We start from the raw sequence: 16,875 nt of genomic DNA, 5'->3' as shown, positions 1-16,875 counted from the left end.
CAGCACGCTGAGTAAGCTGGGGCAACTCCGTCCGGCCCGCCGGACGACCCCTCTGCCCCTCACCCCGAAACGCCCGATGTGCGCCTAGATCACGAACGAATCATCCGCGATGTCGTGGCCCGTCTTTCTCGGGCAACGAGCGCGCTGGCAGCATGCCAGGCGACGGTGGCCGCCATCGGTCAGCGTACGCCCGCCCGGGTCTCCGTGCTGCTGTTGGTGCGCGACCGGCTCCGGTGTGTCGCCGCCACCGGCGCGTGGCAGGTGCCGTCCGGCGTCGCCCCGGGTACCGGCGCGGTGGGGCGGGTCTACGTCTCGGGCAAGACTGAGACGATCTTCCCGGGGCCTGACGATGCGGATCATCTTCTGCTGCCCACCGGTGCCACGGCGCAACTGTCCACCCCGATCCGCGACTCCGCAGGTTGCCCGATCGGGGTGCTGGAGCTGGTGTGGAGCAGCCCGGTCGACCTCGACCAGTGGCCCGACAGCATCGAACGGATCGCCACCACCCTCGGCGTACGCATCGAGCGGCTCGGTGGCGTTCCGACAGAGAGTCGCAGCGAACGGACACTGCGACACAGCACCGTGCTGACCGCAGCGGTGACCGAGCGGGAGTTGGCGATCGCCGCCACCGACGCCGCCCGCGACATCACCGGGTTCTCGGCGGCGATCCTCGTGCTCACCCGTGCCCAGGGGCTGTGGGTCGGCCCGGCGACCATCCCACTGGGCGGCCTGGAGGCCAGGGTTCGCGCGGGGCTCGCCGACGCCGGCCAGCCAGCGCTGGAACGGATCCACTCCCGGGCCCACCAGTACGGTGCCGCGTGCACCATCGGTGCCGCCCCGCCGCTGATCGCGGCCGAAGTCGAGTACGCGCCGCTGATCACGGCCGGGGTCGGAACGTTGATCATCGTTCCGTTCGGGCAACCGGAGACCGGCGGTGTATTGCTGGTGGCCGACGAGCGGCAGGTCAGCCCGGAGCCGAGCACACTCGGGTTGGTCGAACTACTCGCCGCCCAGGTCTGGACCTGTCTGGATCGGTTGAGCAGTTTGGCGAAGCTGCACGAACTTGCCACCTCCGACCCGTTGACCGGACTCCGGCACCATGGGCCGTTCGGGGAGCGAATCGCCGCCGCCACCCCGGGGCGTACGGCGTTGCTCGCCATCGACGTCGACGACTTCAAAATCATCAACGACACGTACGGGCACCAGGTTGGCGACCAGGTGCTGGTGGATCTCGCCCGGGCGCTGGAGGCCGCGCTACGCCAGGGCGACGAGCTGTATCGGATCGGCGGTGACGAGTTCGTCGCCGTCATCGAGGTGGCCCGACCCGAGGAGGCGGTGGGTATCGCCGAGCGGCTGGCTGAGGCGGCTCGACGCATCGACCGGACGATCAGCGTCGGGGTCGCCCTCCGGCACGACGGGGAACCACCCGAACTGACGTTGCGCCGGGCGGACGAGGCGCTCTACGGCGTCAAGCGGGAGGGCCGCGACGGCGTCCGGTTGGCCCCGGCCTGACGGGATCGACTGGCCCCGGCCTGACGGAGTCGGCTGGCCTCGACCTGACGCGATCCGCCTCGCCCCCAGTCCGATTTGGGGTGGCTGGGTCCAGCTGGAAAACAGTGGCGCGGGCCCGCCGTCAGCCGCCAGTGGGCAGTGGTAAGTGGCCAGCAGTCAGCGGTCAGCAGTCAGCGGGCCGACAATTCAGCGGGACGAGAATTCGGCGGCGAGCAACTCGGCGATCTGGGCGGTGTTCAGGGCCGCGCCTTTGCGCAGGTTGTCACCGGTGACGAAGAAGTCGAGCGCTCTCGGGTCGTCGACGGACCGCCGGATCCGTCCGACCCAAGACGGGTCCGTCCCCACCGCGTCGATCGGCATCGGGAACTCACCGGCCGCCGGGTCGTCCACCAGGATCACTCCGGGGGCGTTCCGCAGCGCCTCCCGGGCCCCTTCGGCGTCCACCTCGGCCCCGAAGACAGCGTGTACGGCCACCGAGTGAGCGGTGACCACCGGCACCCGTACGCAGGTGGCGGAGACCTTGAGATCTGGCAGCCCGAGGATCTTGCGAGACTCGTTGCGCAGTTTCAGCTCCTCGGTCGACCAGCCGCCGTCGGCGAGCGAGCCGGCCCAGGGCACCACGTTGAGCGCCATCGGCGCGGGGAACGGTCCGAGGTCGTCACCGACGGCCTGCCGTACGTTGCCCGGCCGGGACCCGAGCACCCGGTCCCCGGCGATCTTCGAAAGCTGGTCGTACAGGGTGTCGACGCCGATCTGACCAGCCCCGGAGACAGCCTGGTAGGAGGCGAGCACCAACTCGCGCAGGCCGTACTCGCGGTGCAGCGGGGCGACCGCCACGATCATGGCGAGGGTGGTGCAGTTGGCGTTGGCGATGATCCCCCGGGGACGGTTACGGACCTGCTCCGGATTGATCTCGGGTACGACCAGCGGCACGTCCCGGTCCAACCGGAACGCACCGGAGTTGTCGACCACCACGGCACCACGCGCCACCGCCGCCGGTCCCCACTGTGCGGAGACCTCGTCGGGCACGTCGAACATCGCCACGTCGACGCCGTCGAACGCCTCCGCGGTCAACTCCTGGACGGTCAGCTCCTCGCCCCGGCACCGCACCTTCCGACCCGCCGAGCGGGCCGAGGCCAGTAGCCGGATCTCACCCCAGACGTTCTTACGGGCGGAGAGCAGTTCGCACATCACGGTGCCGACGGCACCGGTCGCTCCGACGACGGCGAGGGTGGGCTTGGCCATGGGGAGCTACCTCCCGGTTCCGCCGTAGACCACGGCCTCGTCCTCACCACCGAGGTCGAATGCCTCGTGGATGGACCGGACCGCCAGGTCGAGGTCGGTGTCCCGGCACACCACGGATACCCGGATCTCGGAGGTGGAGATCATCTCGATGTTGACGCCGGCCTCGGCGAGCGCGGCGAAGAACTTGGCCGCCACCCCCGGGTGGGACCGCATGCCGGCCCCCACCAGTGAGACCTTGCCGACGTGGTCGTCGAAGAGCAGGCCGGCAAAGCCGACACTGTTCTGGATCTTGCTCAGCGCCGCCATGGCAGTCGGGCCGTCGCCCTGCGGCAGCGTGAAGGAGATATCCGTACGACCAGCGCTCTGCGGGGCGGGCACCCCGGTCGACACGTTCTGCACGATCATGTCGAGGTTGATCTCGGCGCCCGCTACCGTCTCGAAGATCCGTGCGGCGGCCCCCGGCTCGTCCGGAACGCCGACGATAGTGATCTTCGCCTCGCTCCGGTCGTGGGCGACCCCGGTGATCAGTGCTTGCTCCACGGGAAGGTCCTCCATCGATCCGGTGACCATGGTGCCGGTGTTGGTCGAGTATGACGAGCGCACGTGAATCGGCAACCCGGCTCGCCGCGCGTACTCGACGCTGCGCAAGTGCAGCACCTTCGCGCCACAGGCGGCCAACTCCAGCATCTCTTCGTACGTGATCTGCTTGATATGACGTGCGTTGGGGACGATCCGGGGGTCGGCGGTGAAGACCCCGTCAACGTCGGTGTAGATCTCGCAGACGTCGGCGTTCAGCGCTGCCGCGAGCGCCACGGCGGTGGTGTCAGAGCCACCCCGGCCCAGCGTGGTGATGTCCTTGGTGTCCTGCGAGACCCCCTGGAAACCGGCGACGATCGCCACCGCCCCCTCGTCGAGGGCGCTCTTCAACCGGCCGGGAGTGACGTCGATGATCCGGGCCTTGCCGTGCACCGAGGTGGTCAGCACCCCGGCCTGGGACCCGGTGTAGGACCGCGCCTCGTAACCGAGATTGTGGATCGCCATGGCGAGCAGCGCCATCGAGATCCGCTCGCCAGCGGTGAGCAGCATGTCGAGTTCCCGCCCCGCCGGCAACGGACTGACCTGGTGCGCCAGGTCGAGCAGCTCGTCGGTGGTGTCACCCATCGCGGAGACCACGACGACCACGTCGTCACCGCTCTTGCGGGCCGCCACGATCCGCTCGGCCACCCGTTTGATCCGCTCGGCATCGGCGACCGAGGAACCGCCGTACTTCTGCACCACCAGTGCCACGACCGGCCACTCCCTCCGACGGTCCTAAGCGTGCCAGCGCCGCCGGTTGCGATGCCGGCGGCGCCCTATGAGACCTCCTCAGGGTATCGGGCGGGTCTCGGCACCGGATCCTGTGATCCCACCATCCGGCCCGAGCAAACAACGACACGCCGGGGACGGCAGGGCGGGTAGCCGCACGACGAGGCATGATCACCCGGACAATGGCAGGGTGCGTCCCGGTGCCGCCCTTTCGTCCCCCATCCGTCGTGGCCTGCTTCCTGCTGCCCGGCGGGCCCACCTCGCCAACCCGCGCGCCCTCCTCGCCGGCCACTCGGTTCGCCCCGCTGGTCGCGTCCGGAGCCTGCTCGGCGGTCACCCCCAGAACCAGCTCGGCAGTCGCGTCCGGAGCCTGCTCGGCAGTCGTGTCCGGAGCCTGCTCGGCGCGGTCGCGCTCGGCGTACCGGTCCTGCTGGGTGGCTGCACCGCAGACCAAGCGCCACCCGTACCGTCGACCACCAGCGACGCCGCCTCGACCCCGGCCACCGAGGCGCGAGCCCAGCTCGCCGCACTGGCGGCGGCGGCCGAAGACCGCCACCTGGTGGCCTCCTACACGCTGACCGTCGACGACCGGCCGAACCGTACGGTGGTCGTCACCCATGCTGGGGACCGCACCTGGCGGGTCGACATTCCGGGTGGCGCGCTCAGTGGCACCGCCGACATCTCGATCATCCAGACCGCATCGGGTGTCTTCCAGTGCGCCCTACAATCGCCGCTACGGCCGGATCCGACCACCTGTGTCCGGGTGGCCCCGCCGAATGGCCGGATCGCCAGCGGGATCGATCCACGGGTGCAGCATCTTTTCACCGACTGGCGCGGTGTACTGATCGACCGGCAGGCACCGTTGGCCGTTTCGACCAGCCGACCGCTGCCCGGCACCCGAGGCACCTGCTTCTCGGTGGACTCGACCTCCGCGTCGCTGGCCGCACCGCTGGACGTGGGCATCTACTGCTACGACCAGGACGGCACGCTGACCGGGGCTCGCGTGGCGTTCGGCACCCTTGTCCTGGCCGGTACGCCGAGCCCGGCCCCGCCAACGGTCACCCTGCCCGGACCGGCGGTAGACGGGGAACCGCTAGGGATCACCGCACCTCCGACACCGTCCCGTTCGGCGGAGGTGTCCCCCACGCCCTCCGGGTGACCGCCCCGGCACCAACCCTTCTGAACGAGTGCGGTTAGCCACAATTGGTATGTCCGACTCGATACTGATTCCCCCGATACGGCAAACTCGCCGTAGGGCAATCCCACGTACTGGGCGGGATTTTCCAGATCTTGCGGCAATCACCTAGGGTCACCATTGTCATGTGGCAGGCGCTTCTCCTTCCGTGCCGCGACGAGGCCCATCCGGCCGGCACCTCGTCGCGGAGTTGACGCGCGCCGTCCAGCACATCGGTCGACCTCCGTTCGACCAGTCGGATCGACCCCGTCGATCACCGGATCCCGCCGGGTCGGCCCCGCCGACCGCCAGGTCCACATCTTCGGCAGCGACGCCGCTCCACGCTCACCCACATGATCATGGGAGATCTCCACATGGCGCACCCAGCCGCCTCGACCGCAGCTGAGCCCACCACGCCGGCCACGCCCGCCACGCCGGTTGAAACCACCACGCCCGTCGAAAACACCAGGCCCGCTGAGTCCACCGCTGCCGCCGCCACGGTCACCACCGGTACCGATCCCATCGCCCGGCAGCAGTCCAGCCACATGCCCTACCAGCGCTACCAGCCCTACCACCGGCAGTTCCCGGTCGACCTGCCGGACCGGCAGTGGCCGAGCCGGCGCGTCGAGTCCGCACCTCGGTGGTGCGCGGTCGACCTGCGCGACGGCAACCAGGCCCTGATCGACCCGATGTCGCCCGAACGTAAGCGGCGGATGTTCCAGCTGCTGGTCCAGATGGGCTACAAGGAGATCGAGGTCGGCTTCCCCTCGGCCAGCCAGACCGACTACGACTTCGTCCGGCAGCTCATCGAGCAGGACATGATCCCGGATGACGTCACCATTCAGGTGCTCACCCAGTGCCGGGAACACCTGATCGAGCGGACGTTCGAGGCGCTCCGGGGCGCGAAGCGCGCAATCGTGCACTTCTACAACTCGACCTCGACCCTGCAGCGTCGAGTGGTCTTCGGTCTGGACAAGGACGGCATCACCGACATCGCCACCCAGGGTGCCCGGCTGTGCCAGAAGTACGCCGAGATCCACACCCCGGATACCGACATCTACTACGAGTACTCGCCGGAGTCGTACACCGGCACCGAGCTGGACTACGCGCTGGAGGTCTGCTCGGCGGTGATCGACGTGATCGCCCCGACCCCGGACCGTCCACTGATCATCAATCTGCCGGCCACCGTCGAGATGGCGATGCCCAACGTCTACGCCGACTCGATCGAGTGGATGAACCGGCGACTGCCCCGACGGGACAGCATCATCCTGTCGCTGCACCCGCACAACGACCGGGGCACTGGCGTCGCCGCCGCCGAACTGGGCCTGCTGGCCGGCGCCGACCGGATCGAGGGCTGCCTGTTCGGCAACGGTGAACGCACCGGCAACGTCGACCTGGTCACGCTGGGGATGAACCTCTTCTCGCACGGAATCGATCCGCAGATCGACTTCTCCGGCATCGACGAGATCCGGCGGACCGTCGAGTACTGCAACCAGCTCCCGGTGCACGAGCGCCACCCGTACGCGGGTGATCTGGTCTTCACCGCCTTCTCCGGTTCGCACCAGGATGCGATCAAGAAGGGCTTCGACGCGCTGGCCGCCGACGCGGCCGCCGCCGGCGTGCCGGTCGACGAGTACGCCTGGGAGGTGCCGTACCTGCCGATCGACCCGAAGGACCTGGGCCGGACGTACGAGGCGGTCATCCGGGTCAACTCGCAGTCCGGCAAGGGCGGCGTCGCGTACATCATGAAGGCCGAGCACCAACTGGACCTGCCCCGCCGGCTCCAGATCGAGTTCTCCGGTGTGGTGCAGCAGCTCACCGACGCCGCCGGCGGCGAGGTGGAGCCGGGCCGCATGTGGGAGATCTTCGCTGGCGAGTACCTGGTCGACCACCAAGCGGACCCGAGGGTCTCGCTGGTGGGCTACACCACCGCCACCATCGAGGACAAGGTCGAGATAAGTGCCGAGCTGGACTTCGCCGGGGAGCGCCGATCGCTCGCCGCGGTCGGCAACGGTCCGATCGACGCGTACGTCAACACCCTGCACACCCTGGGCGTCCAGGTACGGGTGCTCGACTACGCCGAGCACGCCATGTCCTCCGGCGGTGACGCCCGGGCCGCGGCGTACGTCGAGTGTGAGGTCGACGGTCGTACCGTCTGGGGAGTCGGGCTGGACGCCAACATCGTCACCGCCTCGGTCCGCGCGGTGACCAGCGCGGTTAACCGCGTACGCGGCTGACGCCTGCCGTGGGTGGTGTCGGCACGCGCCGACACCACCCACCGTCCCTACTCGCGCCCGTCACCCCGCCCCGCCCGCCTCTCGCTCATCACTCCGCATCCCCACACGCCGCCTCGCCCCGCGCTCATCACCCCCCGCCCCGCGCTCATCACCCCCCGCCCGCCTCGCCCCGCCTCGCGTCCGCTGTTACGACTCGCGCGTCGCGCCGCGGATCAGCAGAGCGGCCAGGGCCGCGCCAACCAGCATCAGACCGGCACACCAGTACATCGCCGCCCGGAAGGCCGCCGTGAACTCGGCGGGTACGTCGTAGCCGCGCTCGGAGAGGCCGACCAGCAGTGGCAACGCCGCCACGGCGAGCAGCCCGCCGGCCCGGGACGCGGCATTGTTGGTGCCGCTGGCCACCCCGGCGAACCGGTCCGCCACCGCACCCAGCACCGACGCGGTCAGCGGGGCCACCACCAGGGTCATGCCGAGTCCGAACAACGCCACTCCGGGAAACACCTCGGTCCAGTACGGCGCGTTTTCGTCGATCCCGTGCAGCAGCAGGAACCCGACGGCGGCCACCACCGGGCCGACGGTCAACGGTAGGCGCGGACCGATCCGGGTGGCCAGCGCACCGGCCCGGGGTGAGCCGACCAGCAGCAGGATCGTCATCGGCAGGGTCGCCAGCCCGGTCGCCAACGCCGAATAGCCGGCGACGGTCTGTAGTTGCAGGGCGAGGAAGAAGGTCAGGCCGCCCAACGCCGCGTAGACCATCACCGTGTAGCCGTTGAGTACGGAGAAGAGGCGGCTTCGGAACAGTTCCGGGGGCAGCATCGCCGTACCGCCCCGTCGCCGCTCGACCAGGACGAACGCCGCCGAGGCGACCACCCCGACCAAGGCGGCCACCACCACCGGAACCGAACCACCGCCGTACTGCCGGGCCTCGATCAGCGCATACGTGACGCCGGCCAGGCCCAGTGCACCGAGTAGCGCCCCGGCCAGGTCAAACCGGTGCCGGTCGCGCCGATCCCGTCGGTGGTGCTGTCCCGCCCCGGCACCGGGTGTACGGCCAGCATCCGGGTTGCGGCTTTCCGGTATCCACCGCAGCGCGGCGACCAGCACGACCAGGGCGAGCGGCACGTTCATCAGAAAGATCCAGCGCCAGGAGAGAGCGTCGATCAGCCAGCCCCCGACGAACGGGCCGAGCGCGGTCGACACGCCGGTCAGCCCGGACCACGCCCCGATCGCCCGGCCCCGGTCGTCGGGGTGGAAGCTCGCCTGGAGCAGTGCGAGCGAGCCGGGAGTGAGCAGCGCGCCACCGACCCCCTGGAGTACCCGGGCGATGATCAGCCACTCGATGGTCGGGGCGAGCCCGCACAGGACCGAGGCACCGGTGAACCAACCGACGCCGAGCAGGAAAATCCGCCGTCGACCGAAGCGGTCCCCCAGGCCACCGCCGAGTAGAACGAAGGCTGCCAGGGTAAGCAGGAACCCATTGACAGTCCACTGTAGTCCGGCCGTGTCGCTGTGCAGGTCGGCGCCCAGATGCGGGAGCGCGACGTTGACCACCGTACTGTCCAGGAAGACCATGCCGGAGGCGAGGATCACCGCGAGCAGCGTTCCTCGGCCCGCTGGCCCGTGTAGGCGCAGGGGCACGGCGGGCTGGCTCATGCCTGCCAATCTGCCCGTCTGGGCGTGGCTTATCCCACGAATTGCCAAAACCCGCGCGGAGATACTGTGCCTCCGGCCGGAAACCGCGCAAGCTGGACGGGTGCCGTTCTCTCGTACCAGATCAAGATCTTGGCGCACGACAGTGGCCGCGCTCGTGACGGCGGTCGCGCTCGGCAGTGCCGCTGGCTGCGCCGTGCCCGACGAGGAACCGTCCGGGCCAGCCAGCCCGTCCAGCGGCAGCGGAGACGCCACCGCGCAGCTCGGCCAGCTCAAGGTGGCCAAGGAGGGCGCGATGGGCGGCTACAGCCGGAAGAAGTTTCCGCATTGGCGCAAGACCGGCAAGAACTGCGATGTGCGCGACAGCGTGCTTGAGCGGGACGGCACCGACATCAAGCTCTCTGGCTGCAACGTCGTCGGCGGCCGCTGGAACAGTGTGTACGACAACGCCACCTTCTCGGATCCCTCCGATGTGGACATCGACCACACCGTTCCGTTGGCGAACGCCTGGCGGTCCGGCGCGAACGAGTGGGACGACACGAAGCGGGGGGACTTCGCCAACGACCTGACCCGGCCGCAGCTGCTGGCGGTCTCCGCCTCCTCGAACCGGGCCAAGGGTGACCAGAACCCGGCCCAGTGGAAACCGGCGAATCGCGAACACTGGTGCAAGTACGCCGAGAACTGGATCGCGGTCAAGTACCACTGGAAACTTTCCGTTACGGCCGACGAGAAGACCACCCTCTCCGACATGCTAGGAACATGCCGATGAGTCAATCCCCCACGCCCACCGGAGGCGGCAAGAACGCGCCGGTCAGCCGTACCGCAGACATCACTGCCGGCCCCGGTGGGGTGATGACGGACGAGGTGGGTGTGATCACCGGTGACCTGACCCTGCGCACGGAGTACGAGGCGGGCCAGGTCACCCTGCACATCCAGTACAAGGACGCCGACGAGTGGTACGTGGTGACCGGCGGCCGGGCCCCGTTGGCCGATCCGGCCGGCCTCGACGCGGTGCACACGATCGCTGTCGGCCTGCTCGACCGACCCAAGGGCTGAGGTGTGAGGAAGGGCCCCTTTCTCGTCGCTTCGCAATAGGAAAGGGGCCCTTCCTCACACCCGAACCGGGCGGTGCCTACGGCATCACGGTGTCGGGATCAGCTCGCCCGAGTCACCTGGCGCGGCCGAGTCGCTGGGCCGGACCAGCTCCGGCTCCACCTCGTGCGCCCGCAGCTTGCCGGCGGCGATCTCCTCGGCGAAGTGACAGGCCACCCGGTGCCCGGTCGCCAGTTCCCGCAACGCCGGCCGTTCGTCGCCACACCTCGTCGGCTGAGCCCATGGACAGCGGGTGTGGAACCGGCATCCCGCCGGCGGGTTGGCCGGCGAGGGCAGGTCACCGGCGAGCAGGATGCGCTCCCGACGGTCCTCGACCAGCGGGTCCGGCACCGGCACCGCCGACATCAGCGCCTTCGTGTACGGGTGCATGGGTGCCCGGTACAGGTCGTCGCTGGACGCCTCCTCCACCAGGCCGCCGAGGTACATCACCCCGACCGTGTCGGCGATGTGCCGTACCACCGCCAGGTCGTGGGCGATGATCAGGTACGTCAGTCCGTGCTCCGTCTGAAGGTCCTCCATCAGGTTGAGCACCTGGGCCTGGATCGACACGTCGAGCGCGGAGACCGGTTCGTCGGCGACGATCAGGTCCGGCCCGAGGGCCAGTGCGCGGGCAATGCCGATCCGTTGCCGCTGGCCACCGGAGAACTCGTGCGGATACTTACTCAGCGCCGAGGCCGGTAGCCCCACCGAGTCGAGGGCTTCCCGCAGCCGCTTCGCCGTCTCCGCCTTGTCACCGGCAAGCCCGTGCGCCTTGAGCCCCTCGACCAGCAGGGACTGCACCGACTGACGCGGGTCGAGGCTGGACAACGGATCCTGGAAGATCATCTGCATCCGCCGCCGGGCCAGTCGCATCTCCTCGCCCTTGAGCGCACGCACATCCGTGCCGTCGAAGATGATCTCCCCGTCGGTCGGCTCGACCAGCCGCAGCAACCCTCGGCCGAGCGTCGACTTGCCGCAGCCCGACTCGCCGACCAACCCGTACGTCTCACCGGCCCGAATGGCGAGGGAGACCCCGTCGACCGCGTAGACATAGCCGACGGTCCGGTCGAAGAGCATTCCGCTCTTGATCGGAAAGTGCACCTTCAGGTCGCGGATCTCGATCAGCGGCGCGTCACCGGACCGCTCGCTCACGTCCACCTTCACGTTCACGCCGCCACCTCGCTACGCTCACCGACGGCGTGAGTAACCACACTGAACAGGCTGATTCGCTCGCTACGCTCGCTCACGCCGCCACCTCGCTACGCTCACCGACGGCGTGAGTAACCACACTGAACAGGCTGATTCGCTCGCTACGCTCGCTCATGCCGCCACCTCCTGCCGGACCGGGTTGTTACAGCGGAACTGGCCGCCCCGGGCGGTCGGCTCCAGCACCGGCGTACCACCCACGCAGGCGTCGACCACCCGGTCACAGCGGGGCGCGAACGCGCACGCCTCCGACCAGGGGACGTTGTCCGCGACCGAACCGCGAATGGTGTGCAGCCGCTCGCCCCGGGGCGCGTCGAGCCTCGGCACCGAGTTCAACAACCCGTGGGTGTACGGGTGCCGGGGACGGGCGAACAGCTCGTGCCGAGGTGCCGTCTCCACCACCTTGCCGCCGTAGAGCACGTTGACGGTGTCGCACAGCCCGGCGACCACCCCCAGGTCGTGAGTGATCATGATCAGGGCGGTGCCGGTCTCGTCGACCAGTTCCTTGAGCAGCGTCAGGATCTGCGCCTGGATGGTGACGTCGAGCGCCGTCGTGGGCTCGTCGGCGATCAACAGCCGGGGCTTACAGGCCAGCGCGATCGCGATCAGTGCCCGCTGGCGCATCCCACCGGAGATCTGATGCGGATATTCGTCCAGCCGCCGGGCCGGGTCCGGGATGCCGACCGCGTCGAGCAGGTCCCTGGCCTCCCGTAACGCCTGCTTACGGTCCCGGCCCTGGTGTCGTTCGAGGACCTCCGCCACCTGCACACCGATCGGAATGACCGGGTTCAGTGAGGAGAGCGGGTCCTGGAAGATCATGCCGATCTCCCGGCCCCGTCGGTCCTGCATGGCGTCGGGGCGCAGCTTGAGCAGGTCGACCCCGTCGAACAGCACCTCGCCGCCGACCTTGTTACCCCGCTTCGGCAGCAGGCCCATGATCGCCAGGCTGGTTACGCTCTTGCCACAGCCCGACTCACCGACCAGGCCCACGGTCTGGCCGGGCTCCACACTGAAACTGACACCGTCCACAGCGGTGAAGGAGGATGCGCCGCGTCGAGTGAAGACGACGCTGAGATCCCGTACGTCGAGCAGGGTCATCTGGCTACTCCCTCGTACCTGCCGCAGTCGTGCACAATGCTCACCTTCACGGCACGATCACCGCCGGTTCTTCGGGTCGATGGCCTCGCGCATGGCCTCACCGAGCAGCGTGAAGCCGAGCGCCACGATGATGATCGCAAGCGCCGGATAGTACGCCAGCTCCGGCCGTACCTCGAAGTAGCGCTGACCGTCGACGCCGAGCATCAGGCCCCACTCAGCCCGGTTGTGGTCCGGGTCGCCCAGCCCCAGGAACGAGAGCGAGGCCGCCTCCAGGATGGCCACCGAGAAGGTGAGGGTGGCCTGCACGATCACCGCGGTCAGCGAGTTGGGCAGCATGTGCCGCAGCACGATGGACCACTGCCGTACGCCGAGTGCCCGCGCCGCGAGCACGTGGTCGCTCTCGCGTTGGGCAAGCATCGCCCCACGCAACAGCCGGGCGAAGATCGGTACGTTGACGATGGCGACCGCGAAGATGACGGTCCACTGGCTGGACTTGCTGGCCAGTGCCACCAGGGTGATGGCCAGCAGCAGGCTGGGCAGGGCCAACATGACGTCGGTGAGTCGCATCAGGACCATGTCGACCCAGCCGCCGATCGCACCGGCCAGCACACCCAGCAGCACGCCGATCCCGAGCCCGATCAGGGTGGCCACGACGCCGACGAAGAGAGTCTGCCGGGCACCGTGGATCATCCGGGAGGCGAAGTCCCGCCCCATCGGGTCGGAACCGAATATGAACCCTTTCTGGGCGCCAGGAATGTTGTCGACCCGTAGGTCCTTGACCAACTCGGGGAACACCCGCATCGGATCGTGTGGGGCGACCAGCGGTGCGAAGACCGACACCAGAATGAAGAGGCCGACAATCACCGCCCCGACGATGGCCACCGGATTGCGCCGCAGTCGGCGCAGCGCGTCGCGGAACAGACTGACCCCGCCCGCGTCCGCGGTGGATTTGGCCAGCGCATCCAGCCGGGCCTTCTTCTTCTCGCCCAGCGTGGCGATGCCACCCCGCCCAGACTTCACCGCCGGCTCACCACGTTCCGGCTGCTCGGCGTTTTCAGGTTGCACTACCTGCTCACTACGTTCGCTCATGACGCCGCCTCGCTCCGCTCACCAGCGCCATAGCCCCTGCGCCAACTGATTCGCTCACTGCGTTCGCTCATGACGCCGCACTCGCTCCGCTCACCAGCGTCATGAGAAACACTGAACCAGCTGATTCGCTCACTGCGTTCGCTCATCGCACACGCACCCGGGGATCGATGACCGCATAGGAGAGGTCGACCAGCATGTTGACCGCCACGAAGACCAGCGCGGCAAGCAGGATGATCGCCTGGAGGACCGGATAGTCCCGGCTACCGGTGATCGAGTCGGTGATCAGCGTGCCCAGCCCGCCCCAGTTGTAGACCTTCTCGGTCAACACCGCGCCGGCCAGCAGCGCACCGGTCTGGAGGCCGATCGCGGTCACCACCGGCAGCAGGGCGTTGCGCAGGACATGCCGGCCCCGGATCGTACGATGCCGCAGGCCCTTGGCCTCGGCGGTGCGTACGTAGTCCTCGTTGAGCACGTCGAGCACGCTGGCCCGGGTGATCCGCACGATGACCGCCAGCGGGATGGTGGCCAGGGTGATGGCCGGGAGGAGTAGGTGCCACAACGCGTCGGCGCTGGCATCGAACTCCCGGGTGAGTAACCCGTCGAGTACGAAGAAGCCGGTGACGTTGGTGTTGTCCATGCCAGTGGTCATCCGGCCGGACGGCGGGAACCAGTGGATGTCCTGGGTGAAGATGTCCTTGAGCAGGTAGCCCAGGAAGAAGATCGGGATAGAGATGCCGAGCAGCGTGCCGGCGATCGTCAGGTTGTCCAGCAGCCGGCCCCGATACCGGGCGGCCAGGTAACCCAACGGGATTCCCAGGCCGACCGCGATGATCAAGGCGGTCAGGGCCAGTTCGATGGTCGCCGGGAACGCCCGACCGATCACCTCCGTCACCGGCTCACCGGTCCGGATCGAGTTACCGAAGTCTCCGGTGACCAGTCTCTTCATGAACCGGCCGTACTGGACCCAGATCGGCTGGTCGTAGCCGAGCGCCTTGGTCAGCAGCGCCCGCCGTTCGGGGGTGGCCCGCTCGCCGAGCAGGGCGTCGATGGGGCCGCCCGGGAGACTCCGAAGCCAAATGAAGATCAGCGCGGATAGCGCGATCAGGGTCACCGCCATCTGTAACAGACGGCGAACTATCACTCGCAACATCTTTCACACCAGGATTCTTGAGTGCCCGAAGAGTCGGCCCGGGCCGGGTTACGCACCCGACCCGGGCCTCTTCCTTCGCGGTGACTGGCCGCTGGTTACTTCGCCGGAACGGTGACCGTGTCGAACACCTCGGCGGTCAGCGGGCTGGCGACCAGACCCTTGACGTCCTTGGTGACCACGATCGCGGGCGGGGCGTGCCAGACCGGGATGGCCGGCAGCCACTTCGCGGCGATGTCCCGGTTGACCTGCTCCCAGGCGGCCTTCTTGGCGGCCTCGTCGACGGTCGCGTCGGCCTTGGCGATGGCGTCGAACATCTCGGTCATCGCCTGGTCGCCGAACTCGGCCTTGCCGCGGCCGAAGAACGTGCCGACGAAGTTGCCCGGGTCGTTGTAGTCACCGGTCCAGCCCAGGATGTGCAGGTCGTGCTTGCCGAACTGCTGGACGTCGTCCTTGAAGCCACCGTTCCACGGCCGGGGAACACCGTTGACCTTGATGCCGACGGCCTGCAGGTCGTTGGCGAGGACGGTGAAGATCTCCTGCGGGTTCGGCATGTACGGCCGAGTGACGTCCGGCGGGTAGTAGAAGTTGAGCGTCAGCCCCTCGGCGCCGGCCTCCTTGAGCAGCTGCTTGGCCTTCTCCGGGTTGTGCTCGTACTTCTGCACGTCGGGCGCGTAGCCGAGGACGGTGTCCGGCAGGAACTGGTCGGCCACGCTGGAGCCGCCCGGTGCCTTGGTCTGCACCAGCTGCTGCCGGTTGAGCGCGTAGGCGATCGCCTGGCGCACCCGCAGGTCCTTCAGCTTCGGGTTCTTCTGGTTGATGCCCAGGTAGAGGATGTTGAAGGACGGCCGGTTGAGGACCTGGTAGCCCTCGTCGGCCAGCGCCTTGCGGTCGGCCGGGGCCGGGAAGTCGATGCCGTGGACGGTGCCCGCCTTCAGCTCCTGCTTCCGGGTGCTCTCATCCTTGATGATCTTGATGATCACCTTGTCGACCTTGGCCTTCTCGCCCCAGTAGTCGGCGTTCCGGTTCAGGACGATCTCGTTCTTGGCCTTGTCCCAGCCGCCGAAGGTGAACGGGCCGGTGCCGACCGGGTGCTCGTTGGCGTACGCGCTGTACTCGAACGAGTCACCGTTCTGGACGACCTTGTCGGCGTCGTACTTCTTCAGCGCGTCCGGGCTGGAGATGGAGAGCGCGGTCAGCGCGAAGGCACCCGGGAAGGCACCCTTGTACTGGTTGAGGGTCAGGACGGCGGTGCCGTCGTCCTTGGCCTCGCACTTGTTGTAGACCGGCTCACCGGCGGTCTCCACCTCGTTCTTGGCGAATCCGCCAAAGACGTCGGCGTAGTACATCATCTGGCTCTGGGCGGCAGCGCCCTTCATGTTGTACCAGCGGTCGAAGTTGAAGCAGACCGCGGCGGCGTTGAACGCCGTACCGTCGTGGAACTTCACGCCCTTGCGCAGCTTGAAGGTCCAGATCTTGCCCGTCGGGTCGTGCTCCCAGCTCTCCGCCAGGCCACCTTCGAGGTCGGCGGTGCCCGGCTTGTGGCTCACCAACGTCTCGTACATCTGCCGGACCGGCCGGAACGTCTCGCCATCGTCATTGAAGATCGGATCGAAGTTCTTCGGGTCACCAGCACCCGCGAAGATGAACGTGCCGCCCGTCTTCGCCCCACCGCTGTCGTCCCGATCACTTTCCGCACAGCCGGCCGCACCGGCTGCCAGGACGGCAACGGCCGCGACGGCAACCGCCGTTTTCAGCCTTCTTGCCTGCATCTCTCACCTCTGTCATGCGCGTTGACCAACGCCGGCTTCTTGGCACGGTCCGTGAGCGGCACGGTAGTGGGCACAGGCACCCGAACGGAACGGCCGTTCGCGAATCTCTATCAAGCCGACACCTAGCGCCAGAGGTGAAACAGCGGCCGTATCGGCGCGACAACCATCTGTCATAACCGCAGATGACAAGAACGCCCTGGTGGGGCAGCATTTACATTGATCAGATCGAGCAGCGGGCCGGGACGGTCGGCGGCTGGCCCGACAGCCACCGACCAGCGCCTTCCGAACGCCCGGCACATGGGTCAGACTGCCCAACAGGTGGGACAGAGGGCCAGAACGCCATAGGCG

Annotated in this window: 12 protein-coding genes and 1 pseudogene; 5 read left to right on the top strand and 8 right to left on the bottom strand. The window is 68.3% G+C overall.

The window, feature by feature from the left end; genetic code table 11:
* Positions 1–78 precede the first annotated feature (78 nt).
* Positions 79–1,512 (top strand): GGDEF domain-containing protein, encoded by a 1,434-nt coding sequence (locus tag FHR38_RS15615; protein WP_184535358.1) that lies wholly within the window; start codon positions 79–81, stop codon positions 1,510–1,512.
* A gap of 186 nt (positions 1,513–1,698) precedes the next feature.
* On the opposite strand, the gene FHR38_RS15610 is transcribed toward FHR38_RS15615, so the two are convergent.
* Both FHR38_RS15610 and FHR38_RS15605 read right to left on the bottom strand, forming a co-directional pair.
* Positions 1,699–2,757, bottom strand: coding sequence for an aspartate-semialdehyde dehydrogenase (locus FHR38_RS15610; RefSeq protein WP_184535357.1), 1,059 nt, complete (start codon positions 2,755–2,757; stop codon positions 1,699–1,701).
* A gap of 6 nt (positions 2,758–2,763) precedes the next feature.
* Positions 2,764–4,044, bottom strand: coding sequence for an aspartate kinase (locus FHR38_RS15605; protein ID WP_184535356.1), 1,281 nt, complete (start codon positions 4,042–4,044; stop codon positions 2,764–2,766).
* Between the two features lie 208 nt (positions 4,045–4,252).
* Here FHR38_RS15605 and FHR38_RS15600 point away from each other — a divergent pair, with 208 nt between their 5' ends.
* Together FHR38_RS15600 and leuA are read left to right on the top strand one after the other, a co-directional pair.
* Positions 4,253–5,221, top strand: a complete 969-nt coding sequence (locus FHR38_RS15600) for a hypothetical protein (RefSeq protein ID WP_184535355.1) — start codon at positions 4,253–4,255, stop codon at positions 5,219–5,221.
* Positions 5,222–5,781: 560 nt separating this feature from the next.
* Positions 5,782–7,473 carry a 2-isopropylmalate synthase gene (leuA, locus tag FHR38_RS15595; protein ID WP_221449729.1) on the top strand — a complete coding sequence of 564 codons (1,692 nt, stop codon included), beginning with the start codon at positions 5,782–5,784 and terminating at the stop codon, positions 7,471–7,473.
* A gap of 186 nt (positions 7,474–7,659) precedes the next feature.
* Here leuA and FHR38_RS15590 read toward each other — a convergent pair whose 3' ends face one another.
* Positions 7,660–9,126, bottom strand: coding sequence for an MFS transporter (locus tag FHR38_RS15590; RefSeq protein WP_184535354.1), 1,467 nt, complete (start codon positions 9,124–9,126; stop codon positions 7,660–7,662).
* 142 nt (positions 9,127–9,268) lie between these two features.
* On the opposite strand from FHR38_RS15590, the gene FHR38_RS15585 reads away from it, so the two are divergent.
* Both FHR38_RS15585 and FHR38_RS15580 read left to right on the top strand, forming a co-directional pair.
* The gene (locus FHR38_RS15585) at positions 9,269–9,892 is read left to right on the top strand and encodes an HNH endonuclease family protein (RefSeq protein WP_312882167.1); all 624 of its coding nucleotides are present in this window, start codon (positions 9,269–9,271) and stop codon (positions 9,890–9,892) included.
* Between the two features lie 44 nt (positions 9,893–9,936).
* A pseudogene (locus FHR38_RS15580) lies at positions 9,937–10,179 on the top strand (hypothetical protein); the annotation flags it as partial.
* Positions 10,180–10,263: 84 nt separating this feature from the next.
* On the opposite strand, the gene FHR38_RS15575 reads toward FHR38_RS15580, so the two are convergent.
* From FHR38_RS15575 to FHR38_RS15555, 5 genes are all read right to left on the bottom strand, one after another.
* Positions 10,264–11,292, bottom strand: coding sequence for an ABC transporter ATP-binding protein (locus FHR38_RS15575; protein ID WP_184539718.1), 1,029 nt, complete (start codon positions 11,290–11,292; stop codon positions 10,264–10,266).
* Between the two features lie 243 nt (positions 11,293–11,535).
* The gene (locus FHR38_RS15570) at positions 11,536–12,519 is read right to left on the bottom strand and encodes an ABC transporter ATP-binding protein (RefSeq protein ID WP_184535351.1); all 984 of its coding nucleotides are present in this window, start codon (positions 12,517–12,519) and stop codon (positions 11,536–11,538) included.
* Between the two features lie 57 nt (positions 12,520–12,576).
* The gene (locus tag FHR38_RS15565) at positions 12,577–13,518 is read right to left on the bottom strand and encodes an ABC transporter permease (protein WP_184539716.1); all 942 of its coding nucleotides are present in this window, start codon (positions 13,516–13,518) and stop codon (positions 12,577–12,579) included.
* Between the two features lie 232 nt (positions 13,519–13,750).
* Complete coding sequence (locus FHR38_RS15560; protein ID WP_184535350.1) at positions 13,751–14,758, bottom strand: ABC transporter permease; 1,008 nt, start codon at positions 14,756–14,758, stop codon at positions 13,751–13,753.
* 95 nt (positions 14,759–14,853) lie between these two features.
* Positions 14,854–16,527 carry an ABC transporter substrate-binding protein gene (locus FHR38_RS15555; protein ID WP_184535349.1) on the bottom strand — a complete coding sequence of 558 codons (1,674 nt, stop codon included), beginning with the start codon at positions 16,525–16,527 and terminating at the stop codon, positions 14,854–14,856.
* Positions 16,528–16,875 lie beyond the last annotated feature (348 nt).

Source organism: Micromonospora polyrhachis (assembly GCF_014203835.1).
Classification (GTDB): domain Bacteria; phylum Actinomycetota; class Actinomycetes; order Mycobacteriales; family Micromonosporaceae; genus Micromonospora_H; species Micromonospora_H polyrhachis.
This window is presented reverse-complemented; position numbering and strand designations above follow the sequence as displayed.